Origin of the sequence: Streptomyces sp. NRRL F-5126 (genome assembly GCF_000721265.1) — a bacterium.
Classification (GTDB): Bacteria; Actinomycetota; Actinomycetes; order Streptomycetales; family Streptomycetaceae; genus Streptomyces.
This window is the reverse complement of record NZ_JOFZ01000003.1, coordinates 32,960-52,326: the sequence shown is the minus strand read 5'-3', so window position 1 is coordinate 52,326 and position 19,367 is coordinate 32,960. Positions and strand designations below refer to the sequence as shown.

The 19,367-nt window shown below is 73.9% G+C and carries 17 protein-coding genes; 7 read left to right on the top strand and 10 right to left on the bottom strand.

Translation table 11 applies throughout. The features are described 5' to 3' along the window. Positions 1-8 precede the first annotated feature (8 nt). Positions 9-755 (top strand): SDR family NAD(P)-dependent oxidoreductase, encoded by a 747-nt coding sequence (locus IH48_RS0106720; protein ID WP_030900433.1) that lies wholly within the window; start codon positions 9-11, stop codon positions 753-755. Positions 756-798: 43 nt separating this feature from the next. Here the strand turns inward: IH48_RS0106720 and IH48_RS0106715 are convergent, their stop codons facing one another. Further along, complete coding sequence (locus IH48_RS0106715) at positions 799-1,137, bottom strand: DUF6204 family protein (protein WP_030900430.1); 339 nt, start codon at positions 1,135-1,137, stop codon at positions 799-801. Between the two features lie 331 nt (positions 1,138-1,468). Here IH48_RS0106715 and IH48_RS0106710 point away from each other — a divergent pair, with 331 nt between their 5' ends. Together IH48_RS0106710 and IH48_RS0106705 are read left to right on the top strand one after the other, a co-directional pair. Then, positions 1,469-3,394: a DUF5107 domain-containing protein gene (locus IH48_RS0106710; RefSeq protein WP_030900427.1), complete on the top strand. Its 1,926-nt coding sequence runs from the start codon at positions 1,469-1,471 to the stop codon at positions 3,392-3,394. Positions 3,395-3,472: 78 nt separating this feature from the next. Then, entirely contained in the window at positions 3,473-4,906 is a 1,434-nt protein-coding gene (locus IH48_RS0106705; RefSeq protein ID WP_030900424.1) for a cytosine permease, read from the top strand. Here IH48_RS0106705 and IH48_RS0106700 read toward each other — a convergent pair. From IH48_RS0106700 to IH48_RS0106690, 3 genes are all read right to left on the bottom strand, one after another. Further along, complete coding sequence (locus IH48_RS0106700) at positions 4,845-5,198, bottom strand: VOC family protein (RefSeq protein WP_030900421.1); 354 nt, start codon at positions 5,196-5,198, stop codon at positions 4,845-4,847. The genes IH48_RS0106705 and IH48_RS0106700 overlap by 62 nt on opposite strands. Positions 5,199-5,228: 30 nt before the next feature. Beyond that, the gene (locus IH48_RS0106695) at positions 5,229-6,038 is read right to left on the bottom strand and encodes a class I SAM-dependent methyltransferase (protein WP_030900418.1); all 810 of its coding nucleotides are present in this window, start codon (positions 6,036-6,038) and stop codon (positions 5,229-5,231) included. A 92-nt stretch (positions 6,039-6,130) separates the two neighbouring features. Next, complete coding sequence (locus IH48_RS0106690) at positions 6,131-7,615, bottom strand: bifunctional phosphatase PAP2/diacylglycerol kinase family protein (protein WP_030900415.1); 1,485 nt, start codon at positions 7,613-7,615, stop codon at positions 6,131-6,133. 313 nt (positions 7,616-7,928) lie between these two features. On the opposite strand from IH48_RS0106690, the gene IH48_RS0106685 reads away from it, so the two are divergent. Beyond that, the gene (locus tag IH48_RS0106685) at positions 7,929-9,026 is read left to right on the top strand and encodes an MBL fold metallo-hydrolase (RefSeq protein WP_234434161.1); all 1,098 of its coding nucleotides are present in this window, start codon (positions 7,929-7,931) and stop codon (positions 9,024-9,026) included. 23 nt (positions 9,027-9,049) lie between these two features. Here IH48_RS0106685 and IH48_RS0106680 read toward each other — a convergent pair whose 3' ends face one another. Both IH48_RS0106680 and IH48_RS0106675 read right to left on the bottom strand, forming a co-directional pair. Beyond that, on the bottom strand, positions 9,050-9,751 hold the full coding sequence (locus IH48_RS0106680; RefSeq protein ID WP_051839304.1) for a DedA family protein: 702 nt from the start codon (positions 9,749-9,751) through the stop codon (positions 9,050-9,052). Further along, a complete protein-coding gene (locus IH48_RS0106675; RefSeq protein WP_030900409.1) occupies positions 9,748-10,539 on the bottom strand; it encodes an MBL fold metallo-hydrolase in 792 nt (263 codons plus the stop codon). The genes IH48_RS0106680 and IH48_RS0106675 overlap by 4 nt, the downstream gene beginning before the upstream one ends. A 122-nt stretch (positions 10,540-10,661) precedes the next feature. Here IH48_RS0106675 and IH48_RS0106670 point away from each other — a divergent pair, with 122 nt between their 5' ends. Further along, positions 10,662-12,833: a phage holin family protein gene (locus IH48_RS0106670; RefSeq protein ID WP_030900406.1), complete on the top strand. Its 2,172-nt coding sequence runs from the start codon at positions 10,662-10,664 to the stop codon at positions 12,831-12,833. Positions 12,834-13,002: 169 nt separating this feature from the next. Next, positions 13,003-14,565, top strand: coding sequence for a hopanoid C-3 methylase HpnR (gene hpnR / locus IH48_RS0106665; protein ID WP_051839376.1), 1,563 nt, complete (start codon positions 13,003-13,005; stop codon positions 14,563-14,565). Between the two features lie 31 nt (positions 14,566-14,596). Here the strand turns inward: hpnR and IH48_RS36880 are convergent, their stop codons facing one another. Both IH48_RS36880 and IH48_RS0106655 read right to left on the bottom strand, forming a co-directional pair. Then, entirely contained in the window at positions 14,597-14,917 is a 321-nt protein-coding gene (locus IH48_RS36880; RefSeq protein ID WP_234434160.1) for a hypothetical protein, read from the bottom strand. A gap of 107 nt (positions 14,918-15,024) precedes the next feature. Then, positions 15,025-15,888, bottom strand: a complete 864-nt coding sequence (locus IH48_RS0106655) for an RNA polymerase sigma factor SigF (RefSeq protein WP_051839300.1) — start codon at positions 15,886-15,888, stop codon at positions 15,025-15,027. Between the two features lie 195 nt (positions 15,889-16,083). Between IH48_RS0106655 and IH48_RS0106650 the strand changes: the two genes are divergently transcribed. After that, positions 16,084-18,096, top strand: coding sequence for a DUF2264 domain-containing protein (locus IH48_RS0106650; protein WP_030900398.1), 2,013 nt, complete (start codon positions 16,084-16,086; stop codon positions 18,094-18,096). 6 nt (positions 18,097-18,102) lie between these two features. On the opposite strand, the gene IH48_RS0106645 is transcribed toward IH48_RS0106650, so the two are convergent. Continuing rightward, positions 18,103-18,408 carry a 4a-hydroxytetrahydrobiopterin dehydratase gene (locus IH48_RS0106645; protein ID WP_030900396.1) on the bottom strand — a complete coding sequence of 102 codons (306 nt, stop codon included), beginning with the start codon at positions 18,406-18,408 and terminating at the stop codon, positions 18,103-18,105. A 91-nt stretch (positions 18,409-18,499) separates the two neighbouring features. After that, on the bottom strand, positions 18,500-19,285 hold the full coding sequence (locus tag IH48_RS0106640; RefSeq protein WP_051839374.1) for an aldo/keto reductase: 786 nt from the start codon (positions 19,283-19,285) through the stop codon (positions 18,500-18,502). Between the last annotated feature and the right edge of the window lie 82 nt (positions 19,286-19,367).

The window sequence follows — 19,367 nt, the reverse complement described above, 5'->3', positions numbered from 1 at the left end:
CTGGACACATGAGTGATGAAGCGACGATCGCGCTGGTGACAGGCGCGAACAAGGGGATCGGGCGGGCCGTGGCAGAGCGGTTCGCGCAACTCGGGATGACGGTGCTGGTCGGCGCCCGGGACCTGGCGAAGGGCGCCGAGGCCGCGGCCGGGATACGAGCGGCGGGTGGCGTGGCGCATCCGATCGCCCTCGACGTCACCGACCCGCGCGGCGTGACCGCGGCGGCCGAGGAGATCACCGGCCGGTTCGGCCGCCTGGACGTCCTGGTCAACAACGCCGGCATCGCCGGCGAGCTCGGGGCGCAGTCGCCGGGCTCGACGCAACTCGACGGGGTGCGGGCGGTGTTCGAGACGAACCTGTTCGGTGTCGTCACCGTGATCGAGGCGGCACTGCCGCTGCTGCGCCGCTCGTTCGCGGCGCGGATCGTGAACGTCTCCAGCGGCACCGCGTCGATGACCTGGACGACCGATGCCACCTGCTACCTGAGCCGGATACCGGCTGCGGTGGGTTACCCGGTGTCGAAGGCCGCGCTGAACATGCTCACGGTCCAGTACGCGAAGGCCCTGTCACGCGAAGGCATCCTCGTGAACGCGGTCGCACCGGGAGCGTGCGCCACGGATTTCGCCAAGGGCCTGCCGTACCGCTCGACCCGCACCGCGGCCGACGGCGCCGCGATCGTGGTGCGGCTGGCCACGCTCGGGCGGGAGTGCCCGACAGGCGGCTTCTTCGACGACAACGGCAAGGTGCCCTGGTAAGGAGAACAGCCGGGCAGGGAACCTGCCGAGGCCCTGGCGGCCATCAGCGCCGCGACCGCCGGTTGATCTTCATCGTGTCCATGTCCGTGGCGGTGGAGCGCAGTTCGCCGTGGCCGTATCCGAGCTCGGCCAGGGCGTGCGCGGCGCGGTCCTCGGCGAGCAGGGCGGCCATCTCCTCGCCCTCGTCCGCGTCCGCGACGATCTCGTAGCGGTAGCTGAAGTGGTTCAGCGTCCGGTCGTAGGCGAGCGAGCCCTCGGACGTGAACCGCAGCCCCGCGAGGCCGTGCGCTTCCACCTCGGCGAGCAGCCGCTCCCGGTCGGTGCTCGTCAGGTCGCGCCAAGCGCCCCGCACGATCACCCGGTACGTGTGCTGGGCGCTCATGGGCGGTGCCGTCCCTTCGTCGATCGTCACAGGTCCCGCGCAGCATACGGTCGGCGCGGCCGCCCTCGCCGCCGTCACCGCGGACTGCGCCCCGACGAGGTTCGAGGCGCCCACTTCGTGCTCGACGGAGCCCAGGCCACCACGACGTAGCGGCCCGCCGGGAGCTCCTGGCCGGGAGAATCGCCACGCCCAACCCCCACGACGACCGGCGGCGCGGCGCCGCGCAACCCGCCGGGGCGGGCAGCGGGCACCCTGGTCAGCGGCGCGTGCGCGCGGTTCGATGGGTTCGTCCCAACCGCTCCAACGCCTACGGATACGAAGTGAGGATGCCGTGGCCACTGCCGTCCGACGCGCCGTGCTGACCCTGCCCGCCGCTTCTGTGGGGCCGGAGAACCCACTGCCGCCGCTCCTCCCGCTCGACGAGGCGCACACCGTCGACCAGGACACGCTGCGCACGCTGCCGCCCCGCATGGCGCGCCAGGCGCGCCACGCTCCGCTGCGCTCCCCGCTGCCGGCGCGGATACTCGACGGCTACGGCAGGCAGCGCACACCGGCCCGCCTCGACGCACTCGTGATCGAGAACGACCGGCTGCGTGCGACGGTCCTGCCGTCGCTCGGCGGCCGGGTCCACTCGCTGGTGCACAAGGAGACGGGACGCCGGCTGATCTACCGGAACCCGGTGTTCCAGCCGGCGAGCTTCGCTCTGAACGGCGCCTGGTTCTCCGGCGGCATCGAGTGGAACATCGGCGCGACCGGCCACTCGGCGCTGTCCTGCCTGCCCGTGCACGCGGCCGTGGCGACCGCGCCGGACGGCGGCCCGATGCTGCGGCTCTGGGAGTGGGAGCGGCTGCGCGACGTGCCGTTCCAGGTCGACCTGTGGCTGCCCGAGGACGCGGACTTCCTCTACGCGGGCGTGCGGATCCGCAACCCGCACGACGGTCCCGTGCCCGTCTACTGGTGGTCGAACACGGCCGTCGAGCAGGCGCCGGGAACCCGGGTGCTCGTACCGGCCGAGGAGGCTTGGCACTACGGCTACGAGCGGAGCCTGCGCCGCGTCCCCGTGCCGCGCCGACCACTCGACGGCACGTACGCGGCGGACTGGTTCTACGACGTGCCGGACGGCGAGCGCAAATGGATCGCCGCGGTCGGTGCCGACGGGCGCGGCCTCGTCCAGACGTCCACGGACGGCCTGCCCGGCCGCAAGCTGTTCGCCTGGGGCGCTGGACCCGGCGGGCGGCGCTGGCAGGAGTGGCTGACCGAGCCGGGCACGCCGGGGTACGCGGAGATCCAGGCGGGCCTCGCCCGCACCCAGCTGGAACACGTACCGCTCGAAGGGGGCGGCGAGTTCAGCTGGCTCGAGGCGTACGGCCCGCTCGACACGGACCCGGCGGCCGTGCACGGCACCGACCCGCGGGCGGCGTGCGCCGAGGCGGCGGCGCGCCTGGAGGAGGCGCTGCCACGGACCGCGGTGGAGGCGGCGTACACGGCGTGGCTGCCGTACGCGGACGTGGAACCCGTCGAGCGTCTTGCGACCGGCTCGGGGTGGGGCGCCCTCGAAGTGGCGCGCGGTGCGTTCAAGCTGCCGGGCACACCGTTCGGGCCCGAGCTCATCGGCCCGCCCCAGGAGCCGTGGGCCGCGCTGCTCGCGGCGGGCGCCCTGCCCGCCCCTGAGCCGGGGGCGGCACCGTACCCCTCCCTGGTGGCCCGCCACTGGCGGGACATGCTGGAGACGGCGCCCGCCGACGCGCACACGGAGTACCACCTGGGTGTGGCCCAGTGGCATGCCGGCGACATGGCGCAGGCCGTGCGCAGCTGGGAGCGCGGTCTCGCATGCGCGGTGAGCGGGTCGAGGTGGCCGCTGCTGCGGTGCCTGGCGGTGGCCGATCGGCACGGCGGGCACCAGCGACGGGCCGCCGAGCGGTACGCGGCGGCGGTCGGCGACGCGGCGGCTCCCGAGCCCGCGCTCGTCCGTGAGGCCGTGGCCGCGCTGCTCGCCGCGGGGCAGCCGGCTCCGGCGAGGACGGCGCTCGAACGGCTGCCGGCGGACGTGCGGGAAAGCGGCGCGTTCCGGCTCGCGGAGGCGGAACTGCTGCTGGCGGAGGGGCGGCGGCCGGCGGCGAGGGAGATTCTCGACGCGGGGTTCGAGGTGGCCGACCTCAGGGAGGGCGCCGAGGCGCTCGGTGAACTGTGGGAGCGGGTGACCGGCGAGCCGCTCCCGGCCGCCTACGACTTCCGCATGCGTCCGGCCACGAACTGAGACGGAGACACCCGGGTATTGACTTTCTATTCATGAAACGGAACTCTGCATGACTATATGCAGAAGGCGAGCGGAAGAATGGAGAGGCCCGTGGCGGACTCCCTGGTCGAGCGGCGATCCATCGACGTCGTGCCGGACGAGGAACGCCACGGCACGGCGTTCTCGCAGTTCACGCTCTGGCTCGGGGCCAATCTCCAGATCACCACCGTGGTCACCGGCGGCCTCGCCGTGATCTTCGGCGGCGACGTGGTCTGGTCGCTCGCCGGACTCCTCGCCGGCAACCTGCTCGGCGGCGCCGTGATGGCGCTGCACTCCGCGCAGGGGCCGCGCCTCGGCCTTCCGCAGATGATCTCCTCCCGTGCGCAGTTCGGCGTCAAGGGCGCGGTGGTGCCGCTGGTGCTCGTCGTCGTCATGTACGTCGGCTTCTTCGCCAGCGGCACCGTGCTGGCCGGGCAGGCCGTCGGCAAGCTGACGCATCTCGGCCCCGTGGCAGGCATCGTGATCTTCGCGGTCGTCACGGCGGCGATGGCGATCGTCGGCTACCGGATCATCCACACGCTCGGCCGGGTCGCGAGCATCGTGTGCGCGCTGGCCTTCGTCTACCTCGGCATCCGCCTGCTCCACCGGATCGACGTGACGACCGTCCTGCACGACGACCACTTCAAGCTGCCGATGTTCCTGCTGGCCATGGCGCTCGCCGCGTCCTGGCAGCTCGCGTTCGGGCCGTATGTGGCGGACTACTCGCGCTACCTGCCCCGCACGACCAGCGCGAAGTCCACCTTCTGGTGGACCCTCGGCGGTACCGCGCTCGGCTCCCAGTGGTCCATGACGTTCGGCGTGCTGGTGGCCGCGACCGCGGGCAACGCGTTCGTGGACGACCAGGTCGGCTACGTGGTCGGCCTCGGCGGCACCGGCGCGATCGCCGCCTTCCTGTACTTCGCGATCGCCCTGGGGAAGCTGACCATCAACGTGCTGAACACGTACGGCGGCTTCATGTCGATCGTCACCAGTGTGAGCGGCTTTCGCGGGCAGCGGGTGCTCTCCCAGCGCGGCCGCGGCGCGTACATCGCCTGCATCATGGTCGCGGGCACGGCCGTCGCGCTCCTCGGACGCAACTCGTTCCTCGACTCGTTCGCCGACTTCCTGCTCTTCCTCCTGACGTTCTTCACGCCGTGGTCCGCGATCAACCTCGTCGACTACTACCTGATCTCCCGCGAGCGCTACGACATCCCCGCCCTCACCGACCCCCACGGACGCTACGGCGGCTGGCGCGCCGCGGCGCTGGTCACCTACGGCGTCGGCCTCGCCGCGCAATTCCCGTTCCTGTCGACGAGCTTCTACACCGGCCCGCTGGTGGGACCGCTGGGCGGCGCCGACATCTCCTGGATCGCCGGCCTTGTCGTGCCCGCCGTGCTCTACGGGCTCCTCGCGCGGCGCCGCGGCCCCGGCGCTACGGCTGAGGCTGCCGGTCCACGTACTCGAACACCGCGCCGTCAGGGTGCAGCGCGATGATGTTCCGCCCCGCCGGGCTGTTCACGGGCCCCACCAGCACCTGACCGCCGCCCTGCTGCACGGTGGCCGCCGTGTCCGCCACGTCCTTGACCGCGATCGTCGCGGTCACCCGGCGCAGCACGTCGATCTCCGCCGGCGGGCCGCTCATCAGCAGGAAGCAGCCGACCGCGGCGACGGACACGCCCCCGCGCTCCGAGCGCATCGCCTGCGCGCCGGTGAGGCGTTCGTAGAACACCACGGCCCGGTCCAGGTCGTCGACGTAGATGCGCAGCGTGGTCCCGAGGATCTCCATGCGGGCCAGGTTAGTTGGCGATCGCTTCGCTCACACCCGGCAGCGCAGCTCCACGTGCGTGCAGACGAAGCAGGCGTCCGGTGACTCGCCCCAGGCGCGCCACGCATCCGCGATCCGCGCCAGTTGCTCGCGGGTGCCCTCGCCGGTGGCCTCGACGCGATCCGCATAGGCGGGCGCCAGGGTGCGGTCCGCCCACAGCCCGCTCCACCAGGCGCGCTCGCCGGCGCTCGCGTAGAACCACGTAGAGGCCGACGGCGTGACCTCGGCGAACCCGGCCTCGCGCGCCCAGGACAGCAGGCGGCGCCCGGCGTCGGGCTCGCCCCCGTTGGCCCTGGCCACCCTGCGGTACAGGTCGAGCCACTCGTCGAGCGCAGGCGGCTGCGGGTACCAGCTGAACCCGCCGTAGTCCGCGTCGCGTACGGCGACGATGCCGCCCGGCCTGCATACGCGGCGCATCTCGCGCAGCGCCTGGACCGGGTCGCCCACGTGCTGCAGCACCTGGTGCGCGTGCACGACGTCGAACGAGTCGTCGGCGAAGTCGAGGCCGTGGACGTCCGCCACGGCGAACCGGACGTTCTCCAGGCCCGCGTCCGCGGCCGTGGCGCGGGCCGCCGCCAGCACGTCGGCGGAGGCGTCGACGGCCGTCACCGTGCCGGGCGCGACGAGCGCGGCCAGGTCGGCGGTGATGGTGCCGGGACCGCACCCGACGTCCAGCAGCTCCTGCCCGGCGGCGAGTTCGGGCACGAGGTACGCCGCCGAGTTCTCCGCCGTGCGCCAGCGGTGCGAGCGCAGCACGGACTCGTGGTGCCCATGGGTGTACACGGCGGTCTCTCTGGCCATCGGACGGCTCCTCTTCTCGCACGGTCGCGTGATGTGGCCACCGTAGGCTCGTTCTGGATGGCGAGACGGAACGTTTCAGAATGCGGACCGCTCTAGAACGCGGATGCTGCCAGGACCTGCGGACGGTAGACCGTCAGCGCCTCCACGGCCTTGTCGAGCACCAGCTCTTCCGGCGCGGCCGCCACCTCGCCGTCGTACGCCAGGGACGTGCCGGGCGCGAGCCCACCGATACGCACCCGCCGCATCCGCTCCGCCGCGTGCACGGGCGACTTGCTCAGCGGCCCGGACAGCGCCGCCGCGAGCAGCCTGAGGCCGGGCAGCCGCCCGCCGTGCACGATCCGCACGTCGAGCAGCCCGTCGGCGAGGTCGTGCCTGCGCCCCGGCGTCGGCCCCATCCGCTGGTAGATGTTGTTGCCCGCGAACAGCAGCCACAGCGACCGCCGCCTGCCCTCGAACTCGGCCCGCAGCTGGTGCGCGCCGCGCAGCGTGTCCAGCGCGGCGAGCACACCGGCGGGCCAGCCGCCGATGCGCGGCGCCCAGCGCTCGCGGACCCGCACGAGCTCCGGGTAGACGCCCAGGCTGAACGTGTTGAGGAAGTAGCCGTGCGCCGCGCCGCCAGGACCCGGCGTGAAGCGTCCGAGGTCCACCCGTACCGCGTCGCCCTCCGCCAGCGCACGGCACGTGTCGTGCGGGGACTCTATGCCCAGGTCGTACGCGAAGTGGTTGAGCGTGCCGCCGGGGAACACCGCGAGCGGCACCCGGTGCCGCACGGCGACCGCCGCCGCCCGGTTGACCGTGCCGTCGCCGCCGAGCACGCCGAGCGCCCGGCTGCGGCCCGCCGCCTTCTCCAGCTCCTCGTCCAGGTCCTCGGGCGCGCACTCGACGAGTTCCGCACGCGGCAGCGCGTCCGCCACGAGCGACGCCGTCTCCGACGACCCCGACGCCCGGTTCACCACGAGCACCATGCCCTCGCCGCCCGGCAGTCGCGGCGCCTGCGCGAACGGCCTGCCCGGTGACGGCATCTGGGAGCGCGTCGGCACGAGGCCGCGCACGGCGAGCGCGGCGCCCACGCCGAGCGCGGCACCCGCCACCACGTCGCTCGGGTAGTGCACGCCCGTGTAGACCCGGGAGAACGCCACGGACGCGGCCACCGGCGCCACCACCGCGCCCCACCCCGTGGACTCCAGCGCCACTCCCGCCGCGAAGGCCGCTGCCGACGCCGCGTGACCCGAAGGGAACGAGGTGGTCACGGGCTGCCTGCCCAGCCGGCGTATCACCGGCACCTGGTCGAGCCCCGGCCGCTCGCGCCGCGCCGCGTGCTTGATCACCGTGTTGACCGTCGCCGAGGCCAGCGTGAGCGACGCGAGCCCGCGCGCCGCCGCCCTGCGCGAGCGGGCCCCGCTGCCCAGCGCGGCGATGCCCGCCGCCGCGCCCAGCCACAGCAGCCCGTGGTCGGCCGCCGTGCTCAGCCGCGGCAGGACCGGCTCCGCGCCGGGCCAGTGCCGCGTGGCGGCGATCCGGAAGACGCGCCTGTCGGCATGTGCGAGCAGGTCGGCGAGCCGTGAAGTGTCTGCCATGGGCGTCCGTCTACCCCGAGCGCGGCCGGGTAGCCCGGCGTGCACGGGCGTGCACCGGGGGCGCCACGTGGGTAGCAGGGGAACGGGGCGAACCCGGGGGACTTTCCAAGGAGCAGGTCATACCGAATCTCTATATAAAGGATATATGGCCTCAGTGGCTGAGCCACGAGGGGCGGCCACGGGCCGGGGCCCGGGTCAACCCCGCGCGCGCGTCCGGAGTCCGTCACCACGGGGACCGGCCGGAACCGCCGCAGGTGGCCCCGCCGCTCGCGGTGGCGCGGCGGCCAGAACGACCGCACGGAACGGAGTCCTCGTGAAGGAGACGCCCCACCGGCACGAACCGCACCGGCACGAAGAGCGCTCCCACCATGCCGCCGGGGGCGCACCGGTCCGCACGGGAGAACGGCCGCCGGCCCCGCGCCCGATCGGCGAGCACCGCCGCCACTGGCCCAGATCCTTCGCCGACCGGCTCACCGCTCCGCTCCCCGGCCTCGCGCAGTACGCCCGCTTCGTCAGGGACGGCGCCGTGCGCCCGGGCCGCGACGGCCTGCGCGACATCCCGCGCCTGCCGTTCGCCCCTGCCCCGCTGCCGCCCGCGGGCGCCGGCGACCTCTCCGTCACGTGGGCAGGCCACGCCAGCTGGATCGTGCGCATAGCCGGGCTCACGATCCTCACCGACCCCGTCTGGTCGCGGCGCATCCTCGCGACGCCCGCCCGCGTCACGCCCGTCGGCATCCGCTGGGAGGACCTGCCGCCCGTCGACGCCGTCGTCATCAGCCACAACCACTACGACCACCTCGACACGCCAACCCTGCGGCGCCTGCCGCGCCACACCCCCCTGTTCGTGCCCGCCGGGCTCGGCCGCTGGTGCAGGCGGCGCCGGTTCGCCCGCGTCACCGAGCTCGACTGGTGGGAGGGCGCAGAACTGCGCGGCGCCGACGGCAGGACCGTGCGGTTCGACTTCGTCCCGGCCCACCACTGGTCCAAGCGGTCCCTTACCGACACCTGCCGCAGCCTGTGGGGCGGCTGGGTGATCAGCGACACCGACGGCGCCCGCCTCCACTTCGCCGGCGACTCCGGGTACGGCGACTGGTTCACCCAGATCGGCCGCCGCCACCCCGGCATCGACGTGGCGCTGCTGCCCATCGGCGCCTACGAGCCGCGCTGGTGGCTGCGCGCCGAGCACATGGACCCGGAAGAGGCGGTCCAGGCCTGCCAGGACCTCGGTGCCGCGCGCATGGCCCCCATGCACTGGGCCACCTTCGTGCTCTCCTCCGAGCCCGTGCTCGAACCCCTGACGCGCGTGCGCGCGGCCTGGGAGCGCACCGGGCGCCCGCGCGGCGAGCTCTGGGACCTGCCGATCGGCGCGTCCCGCGTTCTGACCGTCCGGCCCACCGCCCGGGCGGCCTGAGCCGCGGCAGGGACGAGCGGGGGTCAGGCGCGTCGCCCCCGGCCGTCATCCCGCGTGTCCGCGGCCCCGCCGCTGCCGGCGGACGGCGCCGTGGACGGCCGCACCCTGCGCCAGAGCGCGGGTGCGGCGGCGAACACCACGGTGAGTCCCACGGCCGTCGCCACGCCCTGCCAGGGGCGCGGGAACAGCGAGCCGCCCAGGATGCCGATGAGCTGGTACGTCGCCGCCCAGGTCAGGCACGCCCAGACGTCGCCGCGTGCGAACGAGCGCATGGGCCACTTCGCCAGCAGGCATGCCAGCATCACCGGGATCCGCCCTGCGGGCACCAGGCGCGACAGGACCAGCACCGCCACGCCGTGGTCGGCGAGCTTCTCCTGCGCCTGGGCGAGCTTGTCGGGCGGCGCGTGGTCGCGCAGCTTCGCCAGCCACTTGGAGCCGTTCTTCGAGCCGACCCCGCGCCTGCCAAGCCAGTACAGCGCCATGTCGCCGAGGAACGCGGCGGCCGACGCCACCAGGAACGTGTAGAGCATGCCGAGCGGATCGGACTGGTGGAAGGCCACCACCGCCGCCGAGCTGACCACCGCGCCCGTCGGCACCACCGGCACCAGCGCCCCCAGTGCCACCAGGAGGAACACGGAGGGGTAGCCGACCGCCTGCTGCGTCGACTCGCCGGGTATCCGCGGCGCGACCGTGAGGGCGTGCGCCAGCAGCTGACCTGTGCTCATCGCGCCACCCGCGTCCGCGCGCTCTCCCCGTGGTGCAGCAGGTGCACCGTGACGCCCGGTGCGGCAAGCTCCGCCTGGCGCACGAACTCGGTGCCCGGCGTGTGGAACTCGTGCGGGCGCACCCCGTCGAAGCCGATCGGCCAGTACGTGCCGTAGTGCACGGGCACCGCGGCGGCGGGGGCCAGCCGGGCCAGCGCCTGCGCCGCGCGCACCGGATCGAGGTGGTCGGAGCCGAGCCCCGGACCCCAGCCGCCGACCGGGAGCAGCGCCACGTCCACGGGGCCGACCGCCTCGGCCATTTCGTCGAAGAGCCCCGTGTCGCCCGCGAAGTACGTGCGCGACTGCCCGCTGATCACGTAGCCGAGGGCGGGGGAGAGGTGCGGGCCCACCGGCAGCCGCCTGCCGTCGTGGTGCGCGGGGACCACCCGCACCCGCACGGGGCCGACCGCCACCTCGTCGCCCGGCGCCACCTCCCTGATACGCAGACCACGGGGGTTCCTGCGGGCGTCGAGCCGCCGCAGCGCGGGCACGGAGCGCGTGGCGCCGCGCGGCACCACGAGCAGCGTGCCGGGGCTGAGCCGTGCCAGGGAGCGCACGTGCAGGTGGTCGGAGTGCAGGTGCGAGATCAGCACCGCGTCGGCCACCGCCGCGTCCGCCGTCGGCAGCGCGCCCTGCCTGCGCCGCAGGTGCGCGAAGCGGCGCACGAACAGCGGGTCGGTCAGCAGCCGCACCCCCGAGTCCTGGACCGTGCAGGTGGCATGACCCCACCAGGTGATGACGGCTCCCACGGGCGACCTCGGCTTCTTCTGTGCGGGCACGGCGGACGTGGCCCTCAGCGTACGAGGCCGCTGTGCCACCCTGGGGCCGAGCCCGTCGGAGCAGCCGTGGGCCGGACGGAGGTGCACGGGCCGTGGCGCAGCGAGGCCGATGGCGTACGGCGGGCAGGGCGCTGCTGCGCGTCGTCACGGTATGGGCCGTGTCCACGCTCACGATGCTCGCGCTCGCCGGGATCCTGCCCGACTTCAGGCTCCAGTCGGCCGACGGGGACAGCGCCACCAGGACCGCCATGACCGCCGCCTGGGGCGCGGGCGCGTTCGGTCTGCTCAGCGCCCTCGTGTGGCCGCTGCTCGTGCGGGCGCTGCTGCTGGTGCCCGCACTCCTGCTCGGCCTGCTCGTCTTCTTCCTCAACGGCTCGCTGCTGCTGGTCGCGCTGCGGCTGATCCCGGACGGGCGCGGCGACGCGGGCCCCGAGACGGCCGTCGTGGTCGCCGCGGTGATGTCGGCGGTCGCCTCGGCCACCTCCACCGCGCTCGCCGCGGGCGACGAGGGCGCCTACCCGCGCAGGCGCTCCCGCGCAGCGGGCCGGCGCAGGCGCAGGAGCGGCGAGCTCTGCGGCGAGGGCGGCCCGCCGGGCACCGTCTTCGTCCAGCTCGACGGCGTCGGGCACCAGGTGCTGGTGGAGGCGCTGGCCGCGGGGCTGCTGCCGGGCATCGCCGCGTGGCTCGGCCCCGCAGGCACGCACCGGCTCATCGCCTGGCGCACCGACTGGTCGAGCCAGACAGGCGCCAGCCAGCTCGCCATCCTGCACGGCACCAACCACGACGTGCCCGCCTTCCGCTGGTACGAGAAGGACACCGGAAGGACGATGGTCAGCAACCGCCCGGCCAGCGCCGTGGAGCTGCAGCGCCGCGCCGTGCGCCGCACCGGTGACGGCGGGCTGCTCACCGTCGACGGGGCGAGCCGCGGCAACCTGTTCAGCGGCGGAGCCGACCAGCTCGCCCTCGTGCTGTCGATGGCCGCGCGGCGCGGCCGGTCCAACCGCTCGCGCGCCGGGTACTTCGCGTACTTCCGCGACCCGGCGTTCGCCGTGCGCACGGCGGTGTCGTTCGCCGTCGAGGTCGGGCGGGAGGTCTGCCAGTCCACGCGTGCCCGGCTGCGCCGTGAACGTCCCAGGGTCGGCCGCGGCGGGCTCTACCCGATGATCCGGGCCTTCGCGACCGTCGTGGAGCGCGACGTCGTCGTCGCGGCTGTGATGGACGACATCCTCGCGGGCCGCGCCGCCGTCTACGCCGACTTCGTCGCCTACGACGAGGTCGCCCACCACTCGGGCCCGCGCAGCAGGGACGCGCTGCGCGTGCTCGCCCGGCTCGACCGGTGCGTCGCCACGATCGCGAGGACCGCCGGCTACGCACCGCGCGACTACCACCTCGTGCTGCTCTCCGACCACGGCCAGAGCGCCGGCGAGACCTTCGAGTCGGTGTACGGCCTCACCCTCAGGGACCTGGTGCGGGCCGGCTGCGGTCTGCCCGTACCGCGCAGGGCGGAGCACACCAGGAGCGGCGCCGAGGCGCGCTACGCCGCACGTCACGCCGTGCGCACCGCCCTGCACCGGCCCGTGGGCGAGGGCACGACGGAGGAGGGCGCGGCCGCCGACACGGACCCCGTCGTGCTGGCATCGGGCAACCTCGGCCTCATCTCGTTCCCCGACGTGCCCGGGCGGATGCCCCGCGAGCAGATCGACCGGCGCCACCCGGCGCTGCTGCGCACGCTCGCCCACCACCCGGGGATCGGCTTCCTGCTGGTGCGCAGCGAGGAGCACGGCGCGGTGGTGCTCGGGCGGGGCGGCGCCGAGGTGCCGCTCGCCGAGCTCGCCGACGGCCGGGGGCCACTCGCGGGGTTCGGCCCCGGCGCCGCGGACGCGATCCGGCGCACCGACACCTTCCCGCACGCGGCGGACGTCATGGTCAACTCGGCGTACGACCCGGACACCGGGCGCGTGCACGCCTTCGAGGAGCAGATCGGCTCCCACGGCGGGCTCGGCGGCGAGCAGTCCCACGCATTCCTCCTGTCGCCCCGCGCGCTGTCCCCGGCGGTCCCAGCGGGGGACACCACGGGACTCGTCGGCGCCGAGCAGGTGCACCGGGTGCTGCGGCGCTGGCTGCGCGAGTGCGCCGGGCCCCAGGTGCCGCTGCCGGCGCCGCGCACGGGCGCGGATCGCCCCGCCGAGGGCCGACCGGCCCCCGCGGGGCCCGCCGTACCGGCCGACCGAGGAGAGAACGGGCGCCCCGTGGGGAAGCAATGAGAGCGGAGGGGGCGTGGGCACGGCGGCCCGCGGCCCCTCCCCTCGCGGACGCTCGGCGTGGGCCGTCGTCGCGACGCGGGGTCGCGGCCGGACCACACGGGGAGCAATGCCCGGTTTGGCATGTTTACAGGTGATATACCGGCATCGCTGCCGACTCCCTGAGGTGACCATGCGCCTGCTTCTCGTCCATCCGAGCGCCCTGATGTACTCGGAGATCTTCCTGCGGCTCGAACCCCTCGGCCTCGAGCGCGTCGCGGGCGCCGCCCGCGAGGCCGGGCACGAGGTCCGCGTCGTCGACCTCCAGGTCCTCACCGTCCGGGCGCTCGCCCAGGAGGTGCGGTCCTTCCGTCCCGAGGCCGTCGGCATCGGCCTGAACTACCTGGCCAACATCCCCGAGGCCCTCGACATCTCGCACGCCGTCAAGCGCGAGGTCCCCGGCTGCTTCGTCTTCCTCGGCGGACACAGCGTCTCGTTCGTCGCGGACGACGTCCTTGAGCAGTCGCGCGGGGCCGTCGACGCCGTGCTGCGCGGTGAGGGCGAGCCCGCGGTCGTCTCGCTGCTCGAAGCCCTGCGCGACGGGGGCGGAGTGGAGGGCGTACCCGGCGCCGTCACCACCGGCGGCCGTGGCCCCGCGCCCGTCATGCTGCACTCCATCGACAGCCCGATGCCGGCCCGCGACCTGATGCGCCACCGCCGCAAGTACTTCATCGGCGAACTGGACCCGTGCGCCTCCATCGAGTTCACCCGTGGCTGCCCCTGGGACTGCTCCTTCTGCTCCGCCTGGACGTTCTACGGCCGCAGCTACCGCAAGGCGTCGCCCGAGGCGGCCGGCCACGAGATGGCGAGCATCAAGGAACCCAACGTCTTCATCGTGGACGACGTGGCCTTCATCCGCCCCGAGCACGGCCACGCCATCGCCGACGAGCTGGAACGGCGCAAGATCCGCAAGCGCTACTACCTGGAGACACGCGCCGACGTGCTCCTGCGCAACGAGGAGGTCTTCCAGCGCTGGGCGAAGCTCGGCCTGAGCTACATGTTCCTCGGCATGGAGGCCATCGACGCCGAGGGGCTCGACCTCTACCGCAAGCGCGTCAGCCCCGACGACAACTTCCGCGCCCTGGAGCGCGCCAGGGCGCTGGGCATCGACGTCGCCATCAACCTGATCGTGGACCCCGCCTGGGACGAGGAGCGCTTCCGCGTCGTGCGCGAGTTCGCGCTCGCCGTGCCGGAGATCGTGCACCTCACCGTGATGACGCCGTACCCGGGCACGGAGATCTGGCACACCGAGGCGCGCCGGCTGACCACCCGCGACTACCGCCTGTTCGACATCCAGCACGCCGTCGTCCCGACGACCCTGCCCCTGGACGTCTTCTACCGCGAACTGGTACGCACCCAAGCCGTCATCAACCGCAAGCACCTCGGACTGCGCACCGCTTTCGGTGCGTTGCGCGTGCTCGGCGGCAACCTCTCCCGCGGGCAGACGAACTTCGCCTCCATGCTCTGGAAGTTCAACCGCGTCTACAACCCCGACCGGCAGATGGCCGACCACCGCCGCGCCGTGCGCTACGAGCTGCCGCTGCCGCCGCAGTCCGCCGCGGCAGCGGACATCGGCGACCGGCGCAGGCTCTACGTGCACACCAGGCCCGCGGCCGGGCGGGCATCGGAACGCGTAACAGGCAAGGCCGCAGGCCCGGCACCCGCCGAGGCGGCCCCCGAGGCCGGAACGGTCTGAGCGCGAAGGGCGTCAGCGGCCCGGCGGCCGGTCAGCCAGGCCGCCGGCCGGAGCCTTCCGACGGCCGGGGGCCGTCCGGGCAGCGCCGCGGGTCGTCGTACGCCGCCTGCCGGGCGACCAGGCGCAGGAACGCGCGCTCGTTGCCCGACAGGCCGGCGGCGCCGAGCGCCGCGTCCGCCTCCGCGAGGGGGCCGGCGAGCAGGCCGCCGGCACCCGGCAGTTCCGGATCGTCCCCGAGCACGGCACGGACCGCCGCGAGCAGCCGCAGGTAGGCGCGCGCCGCCGTTCGCTCACCGTGCTCGGCGGCCGCGGTGGTGGCCACCGCCGCGGAACGCGCCGTGGTCTCTGCCATGTCGGCCCCCTGGTGTCGTGACGTCGAGGATCTGTCGATCACTCAAGTCTTGCGCCCGGGTCTGACAATCGCCTCCGGCCTGCGGGAACGCCAGGAGCGCCGCGCGTTCACCCCTCCACGAGCATCCCGTCCCGCAGGCGTGTGAGGATGCGGCTGAGCAGCCGCGACACGTGCATCTGGGAGACGCCGAGCTCCGCGCCGATCTGGGACTGCGTCATCTCGCCACCGAAGCGCATCCGCACGAGCCGGCGCTCACGCTCGTCGAGCTGTTCGAGCAGCGGGGCCAGCGCGTGCAGGTTCTCGACCTTCTCCATGGCGGGATCGTCCTCGCCGACCACGTCGGCGAAGGTCCTGCCCGAGCCGTGGGCGTGCGGGTCGTCGCCCGCGGGCATGTCGAGCGACCCGGCCGTGTAGCCGTTGGTCGCGACCAGGCCCTCGACGACATCGTCCTCCGGCAGGTCGAGCAGCTCGGCCAGCTCCTTGACCGTCGGGTCGCGGTCGAGGCGCGTGGCCAGCAGCTCCTTCGCCTTCGCCAGCTCCACGCGCAGTTCCTGGAGCCGGCGCGGGACGTGCACGGCCCAGCTGGTGTCCCTGAAGAAGCGCTTGATCTCACCCACGATGTAGGGGACCGCGAAGGAGGCGAACTCGACCTCGCGCGCCAGGTCGAACCGGTCGATCGCCTTGATCAGCCCGACGGTTCCCACCTGGAGGATGTCCTCCATCTCGCCGCCGCCGCGACTGCGGAAGCGGCCGGCCGCGAACCGCACGAGGGACTGGTTCATCTCGATGAGCGTGTTGCGGGCGTACTGGTGGTCGGGCGTGCCCTCTTCGAGCACCCGCAGCCGGTCGAAGAACAGCTTCGACAGCTCGCGCGCGTCCCGTGGAGCGACCTTGCCCGGATCGGTGATCGTGGGCAGTCCGGTCGCGGTCGTCGCCTCCCCGCAGGACACCGGGGGAGTGCTGGTGGCCATGCAACTCACCTCTCAGCAGCGGATCGTCCACCCGCCCTTCTGCCCTGCGCGCGCCACGTCATGTCCCCCTGGCCGCAATCATCCGGGCCGGTGATGATGTATTGGCCTCGCACTGGCGCGACGCAGGACGAGGCCGTGGCCCGGGCCGCGGGCGGCAGCCCGCGCCGTATCCGACGAGCAAGGGCGGACACGTACATGAACCGCAACCCCGCACAGGACCGTGCGCACTGGGAGCGTACGGCGGACGAACTGCTCCTCGCCGTACGGCCGTACGCGAGCGACCGGCACGCACTCGTCCGCCTGCCCGGTGTGGCCAGCGCCAACGGCGCGTGGAGCGACGGGCTCGAAGGGTTCGCCCGCACGTTCCTGCTGGCCGGGTTCCGGCTCAGGGGCGCGGACGGCGCGGACCCGCACGGCTTCGCCGAGTGGTACGCGCGCGGCCTCGCCGCCGGCACCGACCCGGACAGCGCGGAACGCTGGCCCACCTTCGCCGAGTCGAACCAGGCGAAGGTGGAGGCGGCGTCCGTCGCGCTCGCCCTGCATGAGACCAGGCCCTGGATCTGGGACCGGCTCACCGACGGGGTCAGGCAGCGCGTGCTCGACTGGCTCGGCCTGATGGTCTCCGCAGGCATGCCGGACAACAACTGGATCTGGTTCCAGGGCGTCACCGAGGCGTTCGCCCGCACCGCGGGCGGCAGCTGGCTCCAGGACGACCTGGACCGCACGATCGCGCTCACCGACGCCTGGTACGCGGGCGACGGCTGGTACTCCGACGGGCTCAGCGGCGGCGAGCACCGCAACTTCGACCACTACAACGGCTGGGCGATGCACCTCTACCCGCTCTGGTTCTGCCGCATCCTCGGCGACGCCGCACCCGCCGGGCTCCTCGACCGCTACCGGGCCAGGCTGCGCAGGTTCCTCGCCGACCAGCGTCTGCTCGTCGGCGCCAACGGCTCGCCGCTGATCCAGGGCCGGTCGCTCACCTACCGCTTCGCGGCGCTCGCGCCGGTGTGGACGGGCGCGGTCTTCGACGCGACCCCGCTCGCGCCGGGTGAGACCCGCGCGCTCGCGAGCCGCATGCTCGACCACTTCGCCGGCCACGGCGCCGTCGACCGCGACGGGCTGCTGACCCTCGGCTGGCACCGCCCCTTCCGCGGCCTGCTCCAGACGTACTCGGGTCCCGCGTCCCCGTACTGGGCGAGCAAGGGGCTCATCGGGCTCGTCCTGCCGCCCACCCACCCGGTGTGGACGGCGCAGGCCACCACGCTCGCGGTGGAGCGCGAGGACGAGGCCAGGGCGCTGGCGGCACCCGGCTGGCTGGTGTCGGCCACCGCGTCGGACGGCGTCGTACGGGTCGTCGACCACGGCGGGGACCACACGGACCCGGCGCGGCCGCACTCCGACGACCCCTGCTACGCGCGGATCGCCTACTCGACGCACGCGGCGCCCGAGATGCCCGTCGACCCCACGTCCGGCGCCGCCGGGCCCGCGCCGGGACCGCTCGACAACGCGGCTGTCCTGGTCGACGAGCGGGGCCGGGCATCGCACCGGCGTCCGGCCACCCGGATATCCCTCGACGGCGCGACGGCGGTGTCCCGCAGCCGCGCCCACTGGCCCGAGGACGGCGCGTGGAACCCCTTCGACGGTCCCGGCACGCGGTACGCGCTCGGCCCCTGGATCACGGTCGGCTCGGCGCTGAGGGGCTCGGTGGAGATCCGCGCGGTGCGCGTCGACCCGGTGGCGGGCGAGGTTGCCACCGCGCCGGGCGATTCGGCGCCGCTGACGCCGCTGCGGATCGGCGGATGGGCGCTCGCCGTCGACGACCGGGAGAGCGCGCAGGCCTGTGCCGCGAGCGGGGGCCGTGCAGAGGTACGCGGCGCCGGCGGCCTGCGCTCCGTGCTGATCGCGCTGCACGGACTCGGCGACGCGGAAGTCGTGCGGGGGCGCGACGCCAACCCGCTCGGGGCCGCGTCCGCCACGCCCGTCGTCAGGACCCCGGGGCCGGTCGCGTACGCGACGCCCTACGTCGCGGCCGTCCACCTCGGCGGCGCCGGCCTGCCCGCGGACGATCTGCCCGCCGTCACCACGCGCGCGGAGGCGACGGCTCTGGTCGTCGAGGTGGCCTGGCCCGGCGGCGTCCGCGACACCATCCGCCTGCCGTCGCCGGCCGGGGTCGCCGACCCCTGGGGGCGGCTCGGCCGCTCGTGACGGGTGTCAGTTCGCGCCGTGGCCCGGCGCCGCCGCCTCGACCCTCCGGGCCAGTTCGAAGTCCTTGTCGGTGACCGCGCCGCCCGCGTCGTGCGTGGAGACGGTGAGCGACACGGTGTTGTAGCCGAGGGTGAGCTCGGAGTGGTGGTTCAGCTCCTCCTGGAGCTGGGCGATGTGCACGACCATCGCGGTCGCGGCGAAGTGCGAGCCGAGCCGGTAGGCGCGGCTGATGCCGTCCTCGCCGAGCGACCAGCCGGGCAGCTCCCGCAGCCGCTCGCGCACCGCGTCCTGGGCCAGCGCTTCCGTCGCCATGGTGGTCTCCCTCGTCCGCTTCCCGGGCCCTTTTCACCCTACGCGCGGACGGCGGGACGGGCCCGTCAGGGACGCCCGCCCCGCCCGCGGGTCAGTTGACCTCGGCGGGGTTGCCGCCCAGCCGCCGGCCCTCGTCGAGCGCCGCGAAGGCGGCCAGGTCGTCGTCGTCGAGATCGAACCCGAAGACGTCGATGTTCTCCCGGATGCGCGAGGGCGTCACCGACTTGGGGATGACCACGTTGCCGAGCCTGAGGTGCCAGCGCAGCACGACCTGTGCGGGCGTCCTGCCGTGCTTGTGCGCCACCGCCGCGACCGTCGGCACCTCCAGCAGGCCCTTGCCCTGGCCGAGCGGCGACCATGCCTCGGTGACGATGGAGCGGGCGGCGTGCTCCGCGCGCGAGTCCGCCTGCTGGAACTGCGGGTGCAGCTCGATCTGGTTGACGGCGGGCACCACGGACGTCTCGCGGGCCAGCACGTCCAGGTGCTCGGGCAGGAAGTTGGAGACGCCGATGGAGCGGGCGCGGCCGTCCGCGAGGATCTTCTCGAACGCCTTGTACGTGTCGACGTACAGGCCCCTGGCGGGCGTCGGCCAGTGGATCAGGTAGAGGTCGACGTAGTCGAGGCCGAGCCGCTCGAGCGAGGCGTCGAAGGCCCGCAGCGTCGAGTCGTGTCCCTGGTCCGGGTTCTGCAGCTTGGTCGTGACGAAGAAGTCCTCGCGCGCGACGCCCGAGGCGGCGATGGCCTTGCCCGTGCCCGCCTCGTTGCCGTAGGCCGCGGCGGTGTCGATGGAGCGGTAGCCGGCCTCGATCGCCGTGGTGACGACGGCCGTGGCCTCGCTGTCCGGCACCTGCCAGACGCCGAAGCCGAGCTGCGGCATCTCGATGCCGTTGTTGAGTGTGAGGGACGGGACCTTGCTGCTCACGCGGTGTCGATCCTTACGTTTCAGGCGAATTGTGGTG

Coding starts and splice junctions, on each gene's coding strand:
- IH48_RS0106720 (WP_030900433.1), top strand. CDS start 9: ATGAGTGATGAAGCGACGATCGCGCTGGTGACAGGCGCGAACAAGGGG.
- IH48_RS0106715 (WP_030900430.1), bottom strand. CDS start 1,137: ATGAGCGCCCAGCACACGTACCGGGTGATCGTGCGGGGCGCTTGGCGC.
- IH48_RS0106705 (WP_030900424.1), top strand. CDS start 3,473: ATGGAGAGGCCCGTGGCGGACTCCCTGGTCGAGCGGCGATCCATCGAC.
- IH48_RS0106700 (WP_030900421.1), bottom strand. CDS start 5,198: ATGGAGATCCTCGGGACCACGCTGCGCATCTACGTCGACGACCTGGAC.
- IH48_RS0106695 (WP_030900418.1), bottom strand. CDS start 6,038: ATGGCCAGAGAGACCGCCGTGTACACCCATGGGCACCACGAGTCCGTG.
- IH48_RS0106690 (WP_030900415.1), bottom strand. CDS start 7,615: ATGGCAGACACTTCACGGCTCGCCGACCTGCTCGCACATGCCGACAGG.
- IH48_RS0106680 (WP_051839304.1), bottom strand. CDS start 9,751: ATGAGCACAGGTCAGCTGCTGGCGCACGCCCTCACGGTCGCGCCGCGG.
- hpnR (WP_051839376.1), top strand. CDS start 13,003: ATGCGCCTGCTTCTCGTCCATCCGAGCGCCCTGATGTACTCGGAGATC.
- IH48_RS36880 (WP_234434160.1), bottom strand. CDS start 14,917: ATGGCAGAGACCACGGCGCGTTCCGCGGCGGTGGCCACCACCGCGGCC.
- IH48_RS0106655 (WP_051839300.1), bottom strand. CDS start 15,888: ATGGCCACCAGCACTCCCCCGGTGTCCTGCGGGGAGGCGACGACCGCG.
- IH48_RS0106650 (WP_030900398.1), top strand. CDS start 16,084: ATGAACCGCAACCCCGCACAGGACCGTGCGCACTGGGAGCGTACGGCG.
- IH48_RS0106645 (WP_030900396.1), bottom strand. CDS start 18,408: ATGGCGACGGAAGCGCTGGCCCAGGACGCGGTGCGCGAGCGGCTGCGG.
- IH48_RS0106640 (WP_051839374.1), bottom strand. CDS start 19,285: ATGCCGCAGCTCGGCTTCGGCGTCTGGCAGGTGCCGGACAGCGAGGCC.